Here is a 14841-nt window from a genome sequence, read left to right on the forward strand (position 1 = left end):
CTATGGCCGTCATCCACGAGACCACGTTGTCCCCCGGCAAGTTGGAACTCCTCGCCGCATGGCTCCCCGCGCAGCCTTGGTACACGAAAAATGCGGGCGGGCCCGAGCTGAGCAGGGCCGGTGGTTTCCGTCTGGACGACCCGGACGGCGAGGTCGGGATGGAGTTCATGGTGGTCACCGACGCCTCCGGCGGCCGTCCGGTCTCCTACCACGTCCCGCTGAGCTACCGCGGCGCGCCGCTGGACGGCGCCGCCGACGGGCTCGTCGGCACGGCGGAGCACGGCGTGCTGGGACGGCGCTGGGTCTACGACGGCGCGCACGACCCCGTCCTCGCCGGGGAGCTGATCGCCCTGCTGCAGGGCCGCGCCGAACCGCAGCACCAGACCAAGAGCGACACCCGGGAACCGTCTGTGACCAGCCATTACACGGGAGACGCCGTCCTCACTCTGGCCGCCCTGACGAAGGTCACGAGCACCCCGGACGGCACCGACGTCCACGTCGAGACCGACCCGCGCGGCCCGTTGACGATCAAGCTCGCCCGCGCGCTGGCGCCGGGCGGCGCGGCCCCGGCCGGCGCCCTCGGACGGGTCGAGGCGGCATGGCGCCCGCCGGGCGGCGACCAGGCGCGCGGGACGTTCGCCGTCCTCGCCCCGGCGGCCGGCTGACCGCCGCCGAGCCGCTCCCCCTTTAGGACAAGACCGCCATAATTTTCGGACAAATTGGGCGTAGATGGACAGCCAGCACGGCAGAGCGCCTGTTTATCCCCAATTTCGGCGATCCGTACTTACACGATCGAACACTGTGTCAGCCTGGATACGGACTGTACCTGCCGCGTATGCATTCCTCAGCAAATGTGCCCGTCGTCGATCGCACCGAGGACGCCGATGCCTGACTTTTCCGAAACTGCTGCCGGTGCCGAGCGCCGGGACGTCCGGCGACACGGCGGGACCCCGTCCCGCGGAACCCACCGCGAGGGCGGCGGGGCCCGTCGCGAGAGCAGCGTGCGCGGCCTCCACCTGTGCATCTCCGTCCTCCCGGCGGCCGTGGTCGCGGTGCTCGGGCTCGTCGCGGCGGCCGTCCTCTACACGGCCGACACCGTCACGCGGACGACGCAGCTCGTCCTGATCGCCGCAGCGGCGGGCGCCGTGCTCGCCCTCGGCGCCGCCGCGTACTCGGCGGACGTCGCGACCCGCAGGGTGCACCGGTACCACGCCATGCTGTCCGTCCGCGAGCGCGAGGACGTGCAGCGGCGGCTCGGCGAGCTGTGGCTGCTGATCGCGCGCGGCAGGCACGGGCTCCGCGAACTGGCCGAGCGGGTCAAATCGGGCGAGGCGGTCGCGCCGCACATCGACGACACGCCCTCCGTCGACACCGGCGACCCCTTCCTGCGGCTCGCGCACGAGCTGCGCAAGGCGCAGGGCGAGGCGTGGAACGCCGTCCTGGAGACGGCGGGCGGCGCGTCCGGCGCGCACGCCGACCAGCGCGTCGACGTGTTCGTCAACCTCGCCCGCCGGATGCAGTCGCTCGCCCACCGCACCATCAAGGGCCTCGACGAGCTGGAGAACCAGGTGGAAGACCCCGACCTCCTCAAGGGGCTGTTCAAGGTCGACCACCTCAGCACCCGCATGCGCCGCCAGGCCGAGAGCCTCGCGGTGATCGGCGGCGCCGCGTCCCGCCGCCAGTGGAGCAGGCCGGTGACCGTCTACGAGGTGCTGCGCTCCGCGATCGCCGAGGTCGAGCACTACAACCGCGTCAAGGTCGTCCCGCCGGTCGAGGGGACGCTGCACGGCGGCGCCGTCGCCGACATCGTCCACCTGCTCGCCGAGCTGATCGAGAACGCCACCCGGTTCGCGCCGCCGCAGACGCAGGTGCTCATCCGCGTCGGGCCGGTCGCCGCCGGCCTCGCCGTCGAGGTCGAGGACCGCGGCCTCGGCATCCCCCCGCAGGAGCGGCACCGCCTGAACGAGCTGCTGGCCGACTCCGCCGACGTCGACTCCAGCGAGCTGCTGCAGGAGGGGCGCATCGGCCTCCTCGTCGTCTCCGCGCTGGCCCGGCGGCACGGCGTGCGCGTCCAGTTGCAGGGCAACCTCTACGGCGGGACGCAGGCCGTCGTCGTCGTGCCGAACGAGCTGGTCGGCGTCGAGACCGACGAGTCCGAGACGCGGGCGCCCGCCAAGACCGCGGCCGTCCCCGCCGCCGCGGGCGCGCCGCTGTCCGCGCCGCCGCCCACCGCGTCCCTCGCCGGTTCGCTGCTGGACGTCGACGACGCGGGCCGCGAGCGCGACGGCGCGACGGCGGCCCGGCCCGTCCCGGGCGGGCGCGGCCCCCTCGCGACCGAGCCGCCGCCCGCGCGGCCCCGGCAGCCCGCGCGGCCCGAGCGGCTCGGCCGGCCGGACCGTCCCGCCGCCGGGGCGGGCGCGGCCCCGCAGGCGCCGACCGGCGCGCGCCCCGAGCTGCCGCGCCGCCAGGCGCAGGCGAGCCTCGCCCCCGAACTGCAGAACCCGCCCACGCCGCAGCAGGACGATCAGGAGATCGAGCACAACCCCGGGCTGATGGCCGCCTTCAAGCGAGGTGTCCGCGGCGCCCAGGAGAGTGACGGTGCCGACGACGACGCCGGCACGACGGGTTGACGGAACACCACAAGCGATGAAGGAGCGTCCATTGAGTGCTGTCTCCCCGAACCAGTCCCAGGATCTTGCTTGGCTGTTGCGGGGGCTTGGCGAGGAGGTTCCGGTCATCCGGGGCAGCGTGCTGCTGTCCTCGGACGGCATGCTGAAGGCCTCCGACGGCTTCGACCGCGCCACCGCGGAGCAGTTCGCGGCGCTCGCGTCCGGGCTTTTCTCCATAGCGCGCAGCGCGGGCACGAAGTTCGACGGCAGCAACGACGTCCGGCAGGTGGTCGCCGAGCTGAAGGAGAGCCAGCTTTTCATCGCGTGGGCCGGGTTCAACTCGGTGCTGGCGGTGCTCGCGCGGGCGGACGCCGACCCCGCCGTCGTCGGCTTCGAGATGGCCCGGCTGATCAAGTCCGTCCGGCCCTTCCTGGACACCGCGGCCCGCCCGGCCGCCGCGACCGGCCGGGCCGACCGGACGTCATGACCACCGGCGACGAGCTCTGGCTCGACGACGACGCCGGACGGCTGGTGCGCCCGTACGCGGTGATCGCGGGGCGCACCCGGCCCGCCGTCCGGCTCGACCTGCTCTCGTTAGTCGTGGCGACCGGGCCGCGTCCCGCCGGCCTCGACCTGGAGCACGAGAAGGCGCTCGACCTCTGCCGCGCTCCCACCTCCGTCGCCGAGGTGTCGGCGTACCTGGGGCTTCCGGTGGCGGTCACGAAGGTTCTCCTCGCCGACCTGGTGAGCTGCCGGGCGATGACCAGCCAAGCGCCGCGGCCCGCGGCGGAACTCACCGACCGAGACCTATTGGAGAAGCTGCTCGATGGCCTACAACGAGCCTGAGGTGTTCCCCACTCAGGTCAAGATCCTGATCGCCGGCGGCTTCGGCGTGGGGAAGACGACGTTCGTCGGCGCGGCCAGCGAGATCGAGCCGCTCAGCACCGAGGAGCTCATCACCACGGCGAGCGTCGGCATCGACGACCTCGGCGGCGTCGAGAAGAAGTCCACGACCACCGTCGCGCTCGACTTCGGCCGGATCACGATCAGCCTGCACGGGATCGTCCTCTACCTGTTCGGGACGCCGGGCCAGGAGCGCTTCTGGTTCCTGTGGGACGAGCTGTCCGCGGGCGCGCTCGGCGCCGTCGTGCTGGCCGACACCCGCCGCCTTGAGGCGTGCTTCGAGGCCGTCGACTTCTTCGAGAGCCGGGGGCTGCGCTTCCTCGTCGCGGTGAACGAGTTCGACGGCGCGTTCCGCTACGAGCCCGACGAGGTCCGGGCCGCGCTCGAACTCGACCAGCGGGTGCCGATCGTCCTGTGCGACGCGCGCGACCGCCGGTCCGCGATCTCGGTGCTGCAGTCGCTGATCCGGCACCTGCTGAGCACAGTCCCGTCCGAAGCCGCCGACCCTTCCGCCAGCGAACCCGCCGCCGCCGACACCGCCGTCCCCGCCGCACAGGGAGATGCCCCGTGATCCACGAACCGCTGTTCGAGCCGCCCGGCCACCTGCTCACCCCCGACGACCACGAGATGCCGCAGCGGGTGACGCGGCTGCGCGAGCTCGGCCTCGGGCAGGCGCCCGACCCCGAGTTCGACGCGTTCGCCCGCGAGCTGGCCGAGGCCGCGCGGCGGCTCGCCGACACCGACCAGGCCCCGTTCGCGATGGTCAACTTCGTCACCGACCGGCAGTTCCTCGCCGGGCTCTACGCCCCGCCCGCGCCCGGCTCCGACGCGGGCGGCGCCGTCCAGCTCGGCCGGGAGGTGCCGCTCGACCACGGCTACTGCCCGCACGTGGTGGTCCGGCGCAAGGCCCTCGTCCTGGACGACGTGTGCGACTACCCGAGGTTCGCGGGGAACCCGGTCGTCGACAAGCTCGGCATCCGGACCTATGTCGGCGCCCCCCTCATCGACCACACCGGCACCACCCTCGGGACGATCTGCATCGTCGACAGCGAGCCCCGCCCGTGGGGCCACCCCGGCCTGCACCTGATCAAGGAAAGGGCGGCGGATCTCGTCCAGCTGATCCGCCGCCGCGAGGAGCTGCTTCCCTAGTACCGCGACGCCTCCGCGGGCATCGGGATGGAACGTGAGAACGGCGGTTCGTCCGGGGACGCGGGGACGCCGTCCTTGGCGTCGAGCACGCCCGCGGCGAGCAGGCCGAACTCCGTCTCGACACCGGCGATGTCCGCCTTGAGGAACTCCATCGCCGCGCGGGCCCGGTCGACGTCGGCCCCGGTCTCGGCGGCCCACCGCATGACCTGGCTGATCGCGAACGCGTAGGCGATCGCGCGACCGGCGAGGACGAGGTGCTCCTGCCTCAGCTCGCCGTCGAGGAAGCGCAGGTCGAGGCGGTGCGCGGCGACGGCGGGGGCCGTCAGCGCCCAGTTCGCGAGGTACTCGCTGAGCGGGCGTCCGGGCGTCCGGGCGAGGCAGTACTCGGCGAGCTGCTGGCTGAGCAGGTCGTTGGTGCCGTCGAAGATCGTGTAGACGCGGGCGTCGAGGAACGCCTGCGCGGAGATGTTCGTGGGCGACTCGCAGCGGTACCCTTCGCCGCCGACGAGCTGCTGGTAGTGCTCCGCGGCGCTGAGCATCCGCTCGGTGGCGACGGTCTTGATCGCCTGGACGGCGGGGAACGCGCCGATCATGTCGGTCTTCATGTCCAGCGCGGTCTGGAGGTAGTGGTTGAGCGCCTGGCAGACGGCGTAGGACGTGTCGATCGCCGCCAGCCGGTACCGGGCGAACCGGATCGCCGACAGCGGGCCGGGCCCGATCCGGCGGCGGTCGGCGTAGGCGTGCGCCTCGCGGCTGATGCGGCGCAGGAACCCGCAGCCCATCGCCGCCATCATCGCCCGCGACGCCATGAGCATCTCGACCATGGGGCGCAGGTTGCGGCCGTCCGCGCGGATCCGCCGGTGCTCGGGGATCACCGCGTCGATCTCGTTCAGCCCGTAGTCGATGACCTTGAGGCCGAGCGGCTCATACGGCTGCAGGGTGCGGAAACCCTCGCTGCGCTTGACGATGAAGTAGCCGTACTCGCGTTCGCCGCCCTGGTCGTTCTTCGCGCTGACCAGCCACCAGTGCGCGCTGCTGCTGAACGCCTGCCAGTGCTTGCGGCCGCGGATCCGGTAGCCCCCGTCGACCTCCTCGAACGTGGTCGTCATGCCCGACATCGCGGAACCGCAGCCGGGTTCGGTCGAGGCGAACCCGCAGATCATGGGGTCGCTGCCGGCGTACTGGGGCAGCACCTCCCGTTTGGCCTCGGCGCCCGCCCAGAGGGCGATGGGCCGCAACGCCACACCCGTGATGACCGTGACGTACATGCCCAGCGGAAGGTTCCATTCGGACAAAGTCTCTACTACCCGACACATTTCTTGATGGCTGTCGCGGCCGCCGTACTCCTTCGGCAGCGTCGGGAGGAGCACGCCCGCTCGGGTGAGCAGCGTCCAGTCGTCGGCTGGGAGGTTCTCCTGGGGGTAGGTCGCGGTGTCGAACCGGGGGGCGATCGCTGCGATGCCGGCGAGGAAATCGCTGGTGGACATCGTCTGAAGGACGTTCGTCATGGTGTCCGCTCTCACGGGTCGGCGGGTCGTGCGGGGGAAGTCGTCGGACTCCGGCGATCTATGAGCGTGTCCGATTCGCTACAGACAACCGACCATGCGAACCTCCTTCCCGTTTGAGACTCTCACGTCATCGTTAACCGGCTCATCACCACGTGCAAGACAGGTTTTGCTCACCGTAACCGGATTCGGCCAATCCCCCGGCGGCGTCTTGTGCTAACGGCACGGGCATCCGAGGGTGTCGCCCGCGCGGGCGGGCACGCGCGCGGGCGGGACGGGCGCGGCGGGCGCGTGGGCGGACGCGCGGGCGGGCGCGAGGGGCGCGGGCCGCGCCGCGGACGGCTCTCCTGGCAGCTCAGCCGCATCGGCCACGTGAGACTCTCCTTCATCAGGACAAAGTTGATCGTAAACCGTTTGCGTTGTCCAGTTCCGCCATTCGCCGAAAGCCCGCCGCGGCGGCATTGGGAACGCGCTGACCTTCGGGTTCGTTGGGGCAACGGAACGCGCGGCGGACGGCGCCTGACAAATGACGCGCAGTTTCCGGCGTGGATCGGTCCCAACGGGTCCGGGGGTCGCGCGTTAGAGCCGATCCGAGATGATCAGCCGGAGGACAACGCCGGAATCGGCGAAAGCGGGCTGGGCGGCGGCGGAATCGAGTACCGGAACAGGGCTCCGGACGCCGCTCGCCCCCGGGGCCGGGCGCGGGCGGACGGCACGCTGCCGTGCGTCCGCCAGCCCCCCCTTCCGGCGAAACGTGATAAACGGGCTCTGCTCACTGGCGGATCCGGCACGGTGGTTTCGCCCGCGGGTCTCCTTTGCCGGCGCCCCGCAGGACCATTGCTTACGGTCGGCCCCGCGTTAGTCATGGACCGTTTCGGCCGCCCCAAACGACCGGCGTTTTCCCGCGCCCGCGGACGGTCGCATTCGCCCTTACTTCTCGGCGCTAAGGTTCCAGGTGGACGGCAGTTCGGCGGCGCAGACCGCGCAGAAGAAGTGGCCGTCCTTGACAAGGTTGCGTTCCCCGCACTCGGCACAGCGGCGGAAGATGATCGGGTCGGTGAAATGCCCCGGGTGCGGCAGCCCCACCCGGTCGAGCGCCGCGGCGACGGCGGGCCACGAGGCCGGGTCGGGGCAGTACCCGGTCGACTGGTTGCTGATCCCGTCCACGCGGTGGCGGCCGTCCTCCAGGACGAAGGCGATCTCGCCTGCGCTCAGCACCGCCCGGCCGTCCGCGCAGGCGACGTGCTCGCTGCGCCGGGGCGCGAGCCGCAGCACCCCGTCCAGTCCGACGACGAACGTGAAGGGCTCCGCCGACTCGTCCTCAGCGAGCGTGGCCCACCAGGCGGTGAAGTCACCGCCCGAATCTACCCGCGTCCCCCCACTACCGGGGCGCACCGCCGCCAGAATCTCGGGAGGCCCCACGTACTCGTATTCGACGGGCATTCAGGGGTCCTTTACCGGCGGAGTTTCGTCCGCGGTCAGGCTAACGCCCGTCCCGTCCCGGCTGGACCGGGGACGGGGCGAGCGTCGCGCGGGTCAGGTTCTCTATGCCTTCGCGTAGTCGCCGATGTTGCCCGCGAAGTCGAACATCACGCAGGGTTCGTCGCCGACGACCCAGGCGTCGTGGCCCGGCGGGAGGACGAACACGTCCCCGGGGCCGACCTCGCCTTCCGAGCCGTCCCGCATGAGCAGGCGCATCCGTCCCTGGACGACGTAGCCGTTGTGGTGGACTTCGCAGAGGTCCGTTCCGGCGATGTCCTTCACCGATTCCGTCCAGCGCCATCCGGGCTCGAACGTGGCGCGGCCGAACACCAGACCCGACATGTTGAGGATCTCGATGTGCCCCCGTGGGAAGTCGCGGCGCTCGTCCGGCTTCTCGATGCTCTTGATTTCCGTCATGATGGTCCCCCTTTCACCATCGTTTCCACGCTCGCACCGGCCCTGACATGCGTCAAGGAGACCGGGACACCCCATCGCCCGGACGCGGGTCAAGAATCGGCATTTCCCCGCCACCCCCGCCCCCGCCCGCCGGAAATCGAGTCGCGGCGGGACGGGGCGGCTCCGTATCGTCGCCCTGTGAAGCTCCTTTCGGTCAACGTCGGCAGGCCGCGCACCAACCACTGGCAGGCGCCCGAGCTGACGGGCATCGACAAACGTCCGGTCGACGGCCCGGTCATGGTCGCCGCCCCCGTCTCGGAGGACACGGGCGAGGTGGGCCTCGCCGGGGACCGCGTGTACGACACGCGCAACCACGGCGGCCCCGACCAGGCCGTCTACGCCTACGCGCGGGAGGATCTCGACCGGTGGGCGGACGAGCTCGGCCGCGTGCTGCCGAACGGCGTGTTCGGCGAGAACCTCACCACGTCCGGGATCGACGTGAACGGCGCGCTGATCGGCGAGCGGTGGCGGCTCGGCGCGCGGGTCGTGCTGGAGGTGAGCCTCCCGCGCATCCCCTGCGCCACCTTCCAGGGCTGGCTGGAGGAGAAGGGCTGGATCAAGCGGTTCACGGCGGAGGCGCGCCCCGGCGCGTACCTGCGGGTGATCGAACCGGGCGAGATCCGCGCCGCCGACCCGGTGGAGGTCGTCCACCGCCCGGACCACGACGTGACGGTGGCCGTCGCGTTCCGCGCCCTCACCAACGAACCCGAATTGCTCCCGCGCCTGCTGCACGTCGAAGCCCTCCCCGAATATGCGAAAGACGTCGTCCGCCGCCGCACCGACTAAAGGGTTTGGGGTCCCCGGGATGGGCGTAGGGGCCCTAGGGCCCTAGAGGCGGGGCGACCCGAATTCGTAGCGTTCCTTTTGCTCGATCAAGGAACCAGCGAATTCGAGGGGCGCAGCAGAATGATGAAGAAATTCGCGGCGATCGCGGCGGTGGGCGCAACGGCGACGGTCGTCGGAGGGACGATCGTCCTCGCACAGGGTGACGACGAGCCGGCCGCGAAGAACGTGTCGGCCGTGGCGGGGGCGTCCGCGCAGAAGAAGGCCAGCGAGGGCCAACCCTGCGTAATCAAGAAATGGTCCCAGTACAGGAAGTTCGTCGGCACCCAGTACGAGTGGCCGAACAATTCCGAGTTCCGGGCCTCCGCCTATGGCCCCAATTCCAGCCTGTCGCTCAGCGTGAGCGCGACGCGCACCACCGCCATCGACGCGACGTTCGGCATCTCGAAGGCCGACATCGGCGCGACGATCGGGATCAACGTGTCGGAGGCCCGCACGATCAACAGGACCTTCACCAAGAACCTGACGAAGAAGGGCCACTACTCCGTTCGCGCCGGTCTCGTCTACAAGAAGTACGTCTTCAACGCCTACGAGACGCGCGGCAAGATCCACTGGCCCAACCACAAGGTGTACACGTGCAAGTGGGACGGCGTCCAACGCCACTACCTCGGCACGGGGCACGTCAGGTGGTTCTGGACCTACGACTTCAAGGTCACCAAGGTCTGAGCCAGAACCAGAGCGCCGCCCCCGAGCCGATTCGCCTCGGGGGCGGCCCTTTCTCGTCGGCGCGAAGTCGCGCTAGGTCACGGCGCGGGGATCTCTCGGATCAGCCGGGACGTCCAGGGGCACCAGACCAGGCCGGGCAGGAACGCGCCGCCCGCCTCGTCCAGGTGGTCTTCGACATAGGGAATGGTGGCGTCGCAGACCTCGATGGCGACGTCGAAGAAATCGACGGTGTCGGGGTTGTAGTGGTAACTCCAGCGCGGGTTGTAGTCGGCCTGGCGCTTGAGGATCCTGCCGAGGATGTGCGGCCGGTCGGTGGTCTCGCCGTTGACCAGGTCGCGGGCGTGCTGGATCTTGGCGGGGTCGGTGAGTTTGAGGACGGCCTCTTCCCGGGTGATGTCGGTGAAGACGAAGTACGCCGCCACGTCGGCGCGGGCGGGCGGCGCGACGCCCACGGTCAGCGGTGCGACCACGGCGACGGCGACCGCCGCGGCGAGCGCCCGCAGGCGCCGCTTCGCCGTCAGCAACGGGGCAGTGAACTGGAACAAGGTCCCTCCATGGGAGTCGGCGGACCGGCGTGATCCGGTCCGACCGACGCATACCCAGAGCGAATGATCGACTACTCTTCGCGTCCACTTCCGGCATTCTCGCCCCCGTGGCCACGCATGGTGGATATGCTGTGACGTTAAGTAACACCCGGTCGTCCACCAAGCCAAGCAAGAAGCCGGGATTGCCCCACGATGGCCGGGCGCTTAGCGTTCGACGGGATGCCTAGCGGAGGGGAGTCAGGGTGGACGCGTCCGTCGCACGGGACTTCTGGATGGTCCTCGAACCGATTCACGCCGTCACGTACTTCTCGCCGGAATGCCTGGACGGCGCCAAGGAGATCGGCCTCAAGGGATTCTGGATGGGCTATTTCGGGAGCCGTGGCGCGCCGCTCGGCCCCGTCCCGGCCGGGGTGATCGAGGCGTCCTTCTTCGGTTTCCACCCGTCCCGCGTCCGGCGCGCGATACCCGACGCGTGGAGCTTCGCGTCCCCGGCCGACATCCTCCGAACCCGCAGCGCCACCGCGGCGAAGGCACTCCGCCGAGTGGCCCCGGAAATTGAAGCCGTCGCCCCCAAAGCCATACCGCCCCTTCGCGCCGTGGTGGACGCGGCCGACGCCGCCGGACGTGTCCTGTTCGCGGCCAACCGCGACCTAGCCCTCCCCGAAGACCCGGTCGAGGCCCTCTGGCAATTGGCGACCACCCTGCGCGAACACCGAGGCGACGGCCACGTCGCGGCGTTGACGTCCGCCGGCTTGAACGGCTTGGAAGCCAACGTCCTGGCATCCGCGATGGACCTGGTCCCCACGGACAGGATCCGAGACAGCCGAGGCTGGTCAGCCGAGGAATGGACGAATGGAGTCGCCACCCTGACAACCCGCGGCCTCCTGGACGAGAACGGCGTCACCCAAAAGGGCCGCGCCCTGCGCACCGAGATAGAAGACCGAACAGACGCCCTGGCCGCCCCGCCCTACCTGGCCTTGGACGCCCCCGAAACCGTCCACGAACTCCTGAAACCGTTCGCCCGCGCCCTAGCCGAAACAGGCGAGATCCCCTTCCCCAACCCCATCGGCGTCCCCCGCCCCACGTAACTCCTGAATCACACCCGATCGTCGCCCTGATGCCGTGGCCTAATATGGGATCGGTTCGTGGTTCCTGGCCGGTCCATCCTGCGCCGCTTCACTGGTCCGCCTATCCCTGTCACCGTCCAAGCTTTTCAGCTCGAGCTGTTCGGTAACGTCAAGGAAGTGGCGCGAATGACCGCAAGAGAGATCGCCGAGTGGTTCGCATGTGCCCCGGCCGACTGCCGATACCAACCGCGCGCCGCAGGGTGGACGCCCCCAGGAACCACGAGCCACCAAAAAGCCCACAACGCACATCAAGCCCTGCCTTGGACGCCTTATCAGCTAACGCTCAACGCGTTCTCCCAGCGAGGGACGCCCGACGGTGCGACAACTCGTAGCAAAGAGCGGGCCACACGTAATGGACACAATCGGCCGCCAGCCCAAGCAACGAGGCCGTGTTTAGAAAGCCTTGTTGGTGAGGGCGCGGAGCCAGATGTTGATGGTGGCGGTCTGGGCGGTGGCCTCGTAGCACACGGCCACCGGAATCACCTTCACCGGGTTCGGGCCCACGGGCACCAACTCGACGGCGGGATCGACGCCCACCGACGTCTGCGGGGCTGATGTCGGCACCGGGCTGGGCCCAGTCCAGGGATCGGACGCCTGGGCGGTGGGCCAGTAAGGCGGTCTGGGTAACGGACCATCCCGATCAGCATGCGACACTCTGCGAATGATCCGCGTGACGTTCCTCTATCCGAAGACCGACGAGTCGACGTTTGACATGGACTACTACACGTCGACGCACATGCCGATGCTCGCCGCCGCGCTCGGCGACGCCTGTCAGAGCTGGGGCGCCGACAAGATCACCAGTGGTCCGTACGAGGCGATTGGTTGGGCGCTCGTGTCGAGCGCCCAAGCGTTCGACGCAGCGATGGCCGAAAAGGGCGCCGAGATCAGGGTTGATGTCGCCAACTACACCAACGTGCGCCCCGACGTGGTCATGGGAGACGTTGTCAGATAGGGACGACGACTGTTGTCGCTCGACTTCACGCGGCAGGTGAACGCACGCCACGACGCCAGGTCGAACGCCAGCCTGGGCCCATCGGGGACCTTAGAATCACGAACCGCGACCATCGACGCCAGGTTCGCGACCTCAACACACTCGCCACCGTGCTGGTCGCTGCGGCTGCTCTTTCGCCACTGAACGTTCGATGTGTTCATGGTGCACCTCGGATCGAACTCGCTCGACTTCACACGGCGCGTGAACGCACGCCAAGCCGTGGCAGGGAATACAAACATCGGGCCGTTCGGGTCTTTGGAATCACGAACCGCAACCACCGATGTGAGGTTCGCGACCTCCACGCAATCACCGCCCTGGCCACTGCTGTAACTGCTCTTCCGCCAGAGGACGTCCGAGACGGCCATGGTTACGACTCCAGGTCGAACTCGCTCGACTTCACGCCGCGCATGAACGCGCGCCAGGACGTCGCGTCGAACTCAAGCCTGGCCCCGTCCGGGTCCTTGGAGTCACGAACCGCTACCGAGGAGGCGACATGGGCGACCTCCACGCACTCGCCGCCGTACTGCGAGCTGCGGCTGCTCTTGCGCCAGTTTGCTTGCGACATGATCATGGCTAGCGCTCCAGATCGAACTCGCTCGACCTCACACGGCACGTGAACGCACGCCAAGCCGTGACGTCGAATGCCAGACTGGGCCCGTCCGGATCCTTCGAGTCGCGCAGCGCGACTCTCGCACCGAGGTTCGCGACCTCGACACAGTTGCCGCCTTGGCCGCTGCTGCGGCTGCTCTTGCGCCAGGGGACGTCCGACGCGGTCATGGCTAGCGCTCCAGGTCGAACTCGCTCGACTTCACACGGCGCGTGAACGCATGCCACGACGCGGTGTCGAATGTGAGCTTGGGCCCCTCCGGGTCCTTGGAGTCACGCACCGCAATGGCAGCGGCAAGTTCCGCAATTTCCACGCAAGCACCCCCTTGGCCGCCGCTACGGCTGCTCTTGCGCCACTGGATCGCCGACTTGGCTTGGAAGCTCATTCGTAACTCTCCAATACCCTCGTCACCAGTTTGAGGGAGGCACTGGCAGGGAGGGCCTCTCCCATGACGAGATGGAAACGTACCAAGGTCGCTTCGACCATACTCGGCTCGTGGATCAACTGACCTGATCCAGGAGATTCCAAGTAGGCGGCCTTGTGCCCATCAGGCAACTCCAGGATCTGGAAGGAGCCATCGAGGCTTGCCCAGGTAACCGAGTCATACGGCAGTATGCGGACCTGGATGCCCGGGGAGTGGATCATCACGTGGGCGAGGTAGGCCAACTGCTCGCGCAGGGCCCCGCGACCTCCGGCCGGCCTATAGAGAGCAGACTCGTCGATCACGAACCAGATGCGGGGCGGCTTGGCCTTCTCAAGTATTGCCTGCCTGCTCAGCCGCGCGGCCACAAGCGCGTCAAGCTCCTCCGGGACCTGACCGGCGTCCATGATCGCCCTGGCGTACGCCTCCTTTTGCAGGAGCCCCGTGATCAACTGTGACTCGAAGCCGTAAATCGCTGTCGCGCGGGCCTCTTGTTCCACGAAGCCCGGGAAGCCCGGCGGGAACGCCAGGCGCTTGCCCATCCGCTCGATCTCTTCCGCGATCTTCTGGAAGGGCTTCGTGGGGATCTTGAAGTAGGTGTCCAGGTCCATCGCCGAGGCGAGCGACGGCTTGGTGCCCGTCTCCATTTTCTCTATCCAGGCGGGGGTGCAGCCGAGGGCGTCCGCCAACTGCGGCCGGGACAAGCCCGCGGCCTCTCGATAGCCGCGCAGGACTACGCCGAACGTTTGGATGAGCGGATCGCGAGTGTGGGGGCCCGTCTCGACGGTCATCGGGGGTTCCTCGGGTCAGCGCCGATCTTGGTTGGCGCGTTGTTGTGTTCGCTCTGTAGCAGAGCGTAATTCATCTACGTGATGGTGGTCACACGAAATCGGCAGGTGAGCGACCAGAGGTTTGGGATGGATGTGCAGGCGCGGGACGAACGGGAACTGGGGCGGCTTCGGGACGACTTTGGTGGGTGGCGGATCTGGCGGGCCGTCAGGCGGGACGGCGGGCTCGGTGAGTGGGTCGCCAGCCTCCATGACCCCAAGGTCGGGGTCGAGCCGACGCTGATGCTTCCCAGCGCGCCCCTGCTCCGGAAGGCGCTGATCCGGCAGGCCGAGAAGGCGCGGGTCAGGAACGGGTGAACGCGGCGGCCATGCCGCCTATCGAACGCGGCGCGGCCGGTGGCCCTCCCCCCGGTTCACCGGCCGCGTCGTCCCACACGGAGAGGTGAGGTCATGGAGTGGCAGAACGTGCTGCCGGTGCGGAGTGACCGGCAGGCGCACCTGGGCGAGTTGCGGACGGCCATCGAGGCGCACCCCGAGCTCGCGTGCGGCGTCGTGGAACGGCGCGGGGTCTCGTGGATCAGTGTCGTCCGGGTGGACGCGCCGCAGCGGTTGGTGGAGGTCGGGTGCGACTTCCTCCGGGCGGACTGGTGGTTCACCTGGGCGGACGGGCGGACGATCGGGTCCGTGCGGAACGTGGACGGTGTCGTGGCCGTGCTCGTCCGGGAATTGGCCTAGAGACAGGACGGCCC

23 protein-coding genes are annotated in these 14841 nt (G+C 69.3%); 12 read left to right on the plus strand and 11 right to left on the minus strand.

Annotated elements, in window-relative coordinates:
• Positions 1–2 precede the first annotated feature (2 nt).
• From ACH01S_RS10705 to ACH01S_RS10730, 6 genes are all read left to right on the plus strand, one after another.
• A complete protein-coding gene (locus ACH01S_RS10705) occupies positions 3–665 on the plus strand; it encodes a maltokinase N-terminal cap-like domain-containing protein (RefSeq protein WP_067888740.1) in 663 nt (220 codons plus the stop codon).
• A 219-nt stretch (positions 666–884) separates the two neighbouring features.
• The gene (locus tag ACH01S_RS10710) at positions 885–2630 is read left to right on the plus strand and encodes a sensor histidine kinase (protein WP_083980541.1); all 1746 of its coding nucleotides are present in this window, start codon (positions 885–887) and stop codon (positions 2628–2630) included.
• Positions 2631–2661: 31 nt separating this feature from the next.
• On the plus strand, positions 2662–3096 hold the full coding sequence (locus tag ACH01S_RS10715) for a roadblock/LC7 domain-containing protein (protein ID WP_218010220.1): 435 nt from the start codon (positions 2662–2664) through the stop codon (positions 3094–3096).
• Positions 3093–3455, plus strand: coding sequence for a DUF742 domain-containing protein (locus ACH01S_RS10720; protein ID WP_067888749.1), 363 nt, complete (start codon positions 3093–3095; stop codon positions 3453–3455). The genes ACH01S_RS10715 and ACH01S_RS10720 overlap by 4 nt, the downstream gene beginning before the upstream one ends.
• Positions 3436–4083: a GTP-binding protein gene (locus ACH01S_RS10725; RefSeq protein WP_067888751.1), complete on the plus strand. Its 648-nt coding sequence runs from the start codon at positions 3436–3438 to the stop codon at positions 4081–4083. The genes ACH01S_RS10720 and ACH01S_RS10725 overlap by 20 nt, the downstream gene beginning before the upstream one ends.
• The gene (locus ACH01S_RS10730; RefSeq protein ID WP_246236426.1) at positions 4080–4661 is read left to right on the plus strand and encodes a GAF domain-containing protein; all 582 of its coding nucleotides are present in this window, start codon (positions 4080–4082) and stop codon (positions 4659–4661) included. The genes ACH01S_RS10725 and ACH01S_RS10730 overlap by 4 nt, the downstream gene beginning before the upstream one ends.
• On the opposite strand, the gene ACH01S_RS10735 is transcribed toward ACH01S_RS10730, so the two are convergent.
• The 4 genes from ACH01S_RS10735 to ACH01S_RS10745 form a co-directional block, all read right to left on the minus strand.
• Positions 4658–6169, minus strand: coding sequence for an acyl-CoA dehydrogenase family protein (locus tag ACH01S_RS10735; protein WP_083980542.1), 1512 nt, complete (start codon positions 6167–6169; stop codon positions 4658–4660). The genes ACH01S_RS10730 and ACH01S_RS10735 overlap by 4 nt on opposite strands.
• A gap of 213 nt (positions 6170–6382) precedes the next feature.
• The gene (locus ACH01S_RS43340; RefSeq protein ID WP_157406276.1) at positions 6383–6538 is read right to left on the minus strand and encodes a hypothetical protein; all 156 of its coding nucleotides are present in this window, start codon (positions 6536–6538) and stop codon (positions 6383–6385) included.
• Positions 6539–7096: 558 nt separating this feature from the next.
• Positions 7097–7609, minus strand: a complete 513-nt coding sequence (locus ACH01S_RS10740; RefSeq protein WP_067888757.1) for a hypothetical protein — start codon at positions 7607–7609, stop codon at positions 7097–7099.
• Between the two features lie 102 nt (positions 7610–7711).
• Positions 7712–8065 (minus strand): cupin domain-containing protein, encoded by a 354-nt coding sequence (locus ACH01S_RS10745; protein WP_067888760.1) that lies wholly within the window; start codon positions 8063–8065, stop codon positions 7712–7714.
• 177 nt (positions 8066–8242) lie between these two features.
• Between ACH01S_RS10745 and ACH01S_RS10750 the strand changes: the two genes are divergently transcribed.
• Together ACH01S_RS10750 and ACH01S_RS10755 are read left to right on the plus strand one after the other, a co-directional pair.
• The gene (locus ACH01S_RS10750; RefSeq protein WP_067888763.1) at positions 8243–8890 is read left to right on the plus strand and encodes an MOSC domain-containing protein; all 648 of its coding nucleotides are present in this window, start codon (positions 8243–8245) and stop codon (positions 8888–8890) included.
• A 120-nt stretch (positions 8891–9010) separates the two neighbouring features.
• A complete protein-coding gene (locus ACH01S_RS10755; protein WP_067888765.1) occupies positions 9011–9613 on the plus strand; it encodes a hypothetical protein in 603 nt (200 codons plus the stop codon).
• Between the two features lie 77 nt (positions 9614–9690).
• On the opposite strand, the gene ACH01S_RS10760 is transcribed toward ACH01S_RS10755, so the two are convergent.
• Positions 9691–10158, minus strand: coding sequence for a BP74-related protein (locus ACH01S_RS10760; protein ID WP_246236427.1), 468 nt, complete (start codon positions 10156–10158; stop codon positions 9691–9693).
• A gap of 242 nt (positions 10159–10400) precedes the next feature.
• Here ACH01S_RS10760 and ACH01S_RS10765 point away from each other — a divergent pair, with 242 nt between their 5' ends.
• A complete protein-coding gene (locus ACH01S_RS10765) occupies positions 10401–11246 on the plus strand; it encodes an SCO6745 family protein (protein ID WP_083980543.1) in 846 nt (281 codons plus the stop codon).
• A gap of 432 nt (positions 11247–11678) precedes the next feature.
• On the opposite strand, the gene ACH01S_RS43345 is transcribed toward ACH01S_RS10765, so the two are convergent.
• Positions 11679–11849, minus strand: coding sequence for a hypothetical protein (locus ACH01S_RS43345; RefSeq protein ID WP_157406277.1), 171 nt, complete (start codon positions 11847–11849; stop codon positions 11679–11681).
• A gap of 97 nt (positions 11850–11946) precedes the next feature.
• On the opposite strand from ACH01S_RS43345, the gene ACH01S_RS10770 reads away from it, so the two are divergent.
• Entirely contained in the window at positions 11947–12237 is a 291-nt protein-coding gene (locus ACH01S_RS10770; protein WP_067888768.1) for an EthD family reductase, read from the plus strand.
• Here the strand turns inward: ACH01S_RS10770 and ACH01S_RS46635 are convergent.
• Genes ACH01S_RS46635 through ACH01S_RS10790 form a run of 5 tightly spaced genes read right to left on the minus strand, consistent with a single transcriptional unit; the run spans position 12189 to position 14095 of the window.
• The gene (locus ACH01S_RS46635; RefSeq protein WP_148344086.1) at positions 12189–12641 is read right to left on the minus strand and encodes a DUF397 domain-containing protein; all 453 of its coding nucleotides are present in this window, start codon (positions 12639–12641) and stop codon (positions 12189–12191) included. The two genes, ACH01S_RS10770 and ACH01S_RS46635, sit on opposite strands and share 49 nt — an antisense overlap.
• A gap of 2 nt (positions 12642–12643) precedes the next feature.
• Entirely contained in the window at positions 12644–12841 is a 198-nt protein-coding gene (locus ACH01S_RS10775; RefSeq protein ID WP_306303238.1) for a DUF397 domain-containing protein, read from the minus strand.
• 8 nt (positions 12842–12849) lie between these two features.
• Positions 12850–13053 (minus strand): DUF397 domain-containing protein, encoded by a 204-nt coding sequence (locus tag ACH01S_RS10780; protein WP_067888775.1) that lies wholly within the window; start codon positions 13051–13053, stop codon positions 12850–12852.
• A 2-nt stretch (positions 13054–13055) separates the two neighbouring features.
• A complete protein-coding gene (locus tag ACH01S_RS10785) occupies positions 13056–13268 on the minus strand; it encodes a DUF397 domain-containing protein (RefSeq protein WP_067888778.1) in 213 nt (70 codons plus the stop codon).
• Positions 13265–14095, minus strand: a complete 831-nt coding sequence (locus tag ACH01S_RS10790) for a helix-turn-helix domain-containing protein (RefSeq protein ID WP_067888781.1) — start codon at positions 14093–14095, stop codon at positions 13265–13267. The genes ACH01S_RS10785 and ACH01S_RS10790 overlap by 4 nt, the downstream gene beginning before the upstream one ends.
• 126 nt (positions 14096–14221) lie before the next feature.
• Here ACH01S_RS10790 and ACH01S_RS10795 point away from each other — a divergent pair, with 126 nt between their 5' ends.
• Positions 14222–14449, plus strand: coding sequence for a hypothetical protein (locus tag ACH01S_RS10795; RefSeq protein WP_148344087.1), 228 nt, complete (start codon positions 14222–14224; stop codon positions 14447–14449).
• Positions 14450–14542: 93 nt separating this feature from the next.
• Positions 14543–14827 carry a hypothetical protein gene (locus ACH01S_RS10800; RefSeq protein ID WP_067888786.1) on the plus strand — a complete coding sequence of 95 codons (285 nt, stop codon included), beginning with the start codon at positions 14543–14545 and terminating at the stop codon, positions 14825–14827.
• Positions 14828–14841 lie beyond the last annotated feature (14 nt).

This window comes from Actinomadura chibensis NBRC 106107, from assembly GCF_001552135.1.
GTDB classification, from domain to species: domain Bacteria; phylum Actinomycetota; class Actinomycetes; order Streptosporangiales; family Streptosporangiaceae; genus Spirillospora; species Spirillospora chibensis.

Bases quoted from the DNA above. Each gene is read 5' to 3' on its own strand.
- ACH01S_RS10705 (WP_067888740.1), top strand. From the start codon at position 3: ATGGCCGTCATCCACGAGACCACGTTGTCCCCCGGCAAGTTGGAACTC.
- ACH01S_RS10710 (WP_083980541.1), top strand. From the start codon at position 885: ATGCCTGACTTTTCCGAAACTGCTGCCGGTGCCGAGCGCCGGGACGTC.
- ACH01S_RS10720 (WP_067888749.1), top strand. From the start codon at position 3,093: ATGACCACCGGCGACGAGCTCTGGCTCGACGACGACGCCGGACGGCTG.
- ACH01S_RS10725 (WP_067888751.1), top strand. From the start codon at position 3,436: ATGGCCTACAACGAGCCTGAGGTGTTCCCCACTCAGGTCAAGATCCTG.
- ACH01S_RS10735 (WP_083980542.1), bottom strand. From the start codon at position 6,169: ATGACGAACGTCCTTCAGACGATGTCCACCAGCGATTTCCTCGCCGGC.
- ACH01S_RS10740 (WP_067888757.1), bottom strand. From the start codon at position 7,609: ATGCCCGTCGAATACGAGTACGTGGGGCCTCCCGAGATTCTGGCGGCG.
- ACH01S_RS10745 (WP_067888760.1), bottom strand. From the start codon at position 8,065: ATGACGGAAATCAAGAGCATCGAGAAGCCGGACGAGCGCCGCGACTTC.
- ACH01S_RS10755 (WP_067888765.1), top strand. From the start codon at position 9,011: ATGATGAAGAAATTCGCGGCGATCGCGGCGGTGGGCGCAACGGCGACG.
- ACH01S_RS10770 (WP_067888768.1), top strand. From the start codon at position 11,947: ATGATCCGCGTGACGTTCCTCTATCCGAAGACCGACGAGTCGACGTTT.
- ACH01S_RS46635 (WP_148344086.1), bottom strand. From the start codon at position 12,641: ATGGCCGTCTCGGACGTCCTCTGGCGGAAGAGCAGTTACAGCAGTGGC.
- ACH01S_RS10775 (WP_306303238.1), bottom strand. From the start codon at position 12,841: ATGTCGCAAGCAAACTGGCGCAAGAGCAGCCGCAGCTCGCAGTACGGC.
- ACH01S_RS10780 (WP_067888775.1), bottom strand. From the start codon at position 13,053: ATGACCGCGTCGGACGTCCCCTGGCGCAAGAGCAGCCGCAGCAGCGGC.
- ACH01S_RS10785 (WP_067888778.1), bottom strand. From the start codon at position 13,268: ATGAGCTTCCAAGCCAAGTCGGCGATCCAGTGGCGCAAGAGCAGCCGT.
- ACH01S_RS10790 (WP_067888781.1), bottom strand. From the start codon at position 14,095: ATGACCGTCGAGACGGGCCCCCACACTCGCGATCCGCTCATCCAAACG.
- ACH01S_RS10795 (WP_148344087.1), top strand. From the start codon at position 14,222: ATGGATGTGCAGGCGCGGGACGAACGGGAACTGGGGCGGCTTCGGGAC.
- ACH01S_RS10800 (WP_067888786.1), top strand. From the start codon at position 14,543: ATGGAGTGGCAGAACGTGCTGCCGGTGCGGAGTGACCGGCAGGCGCAC.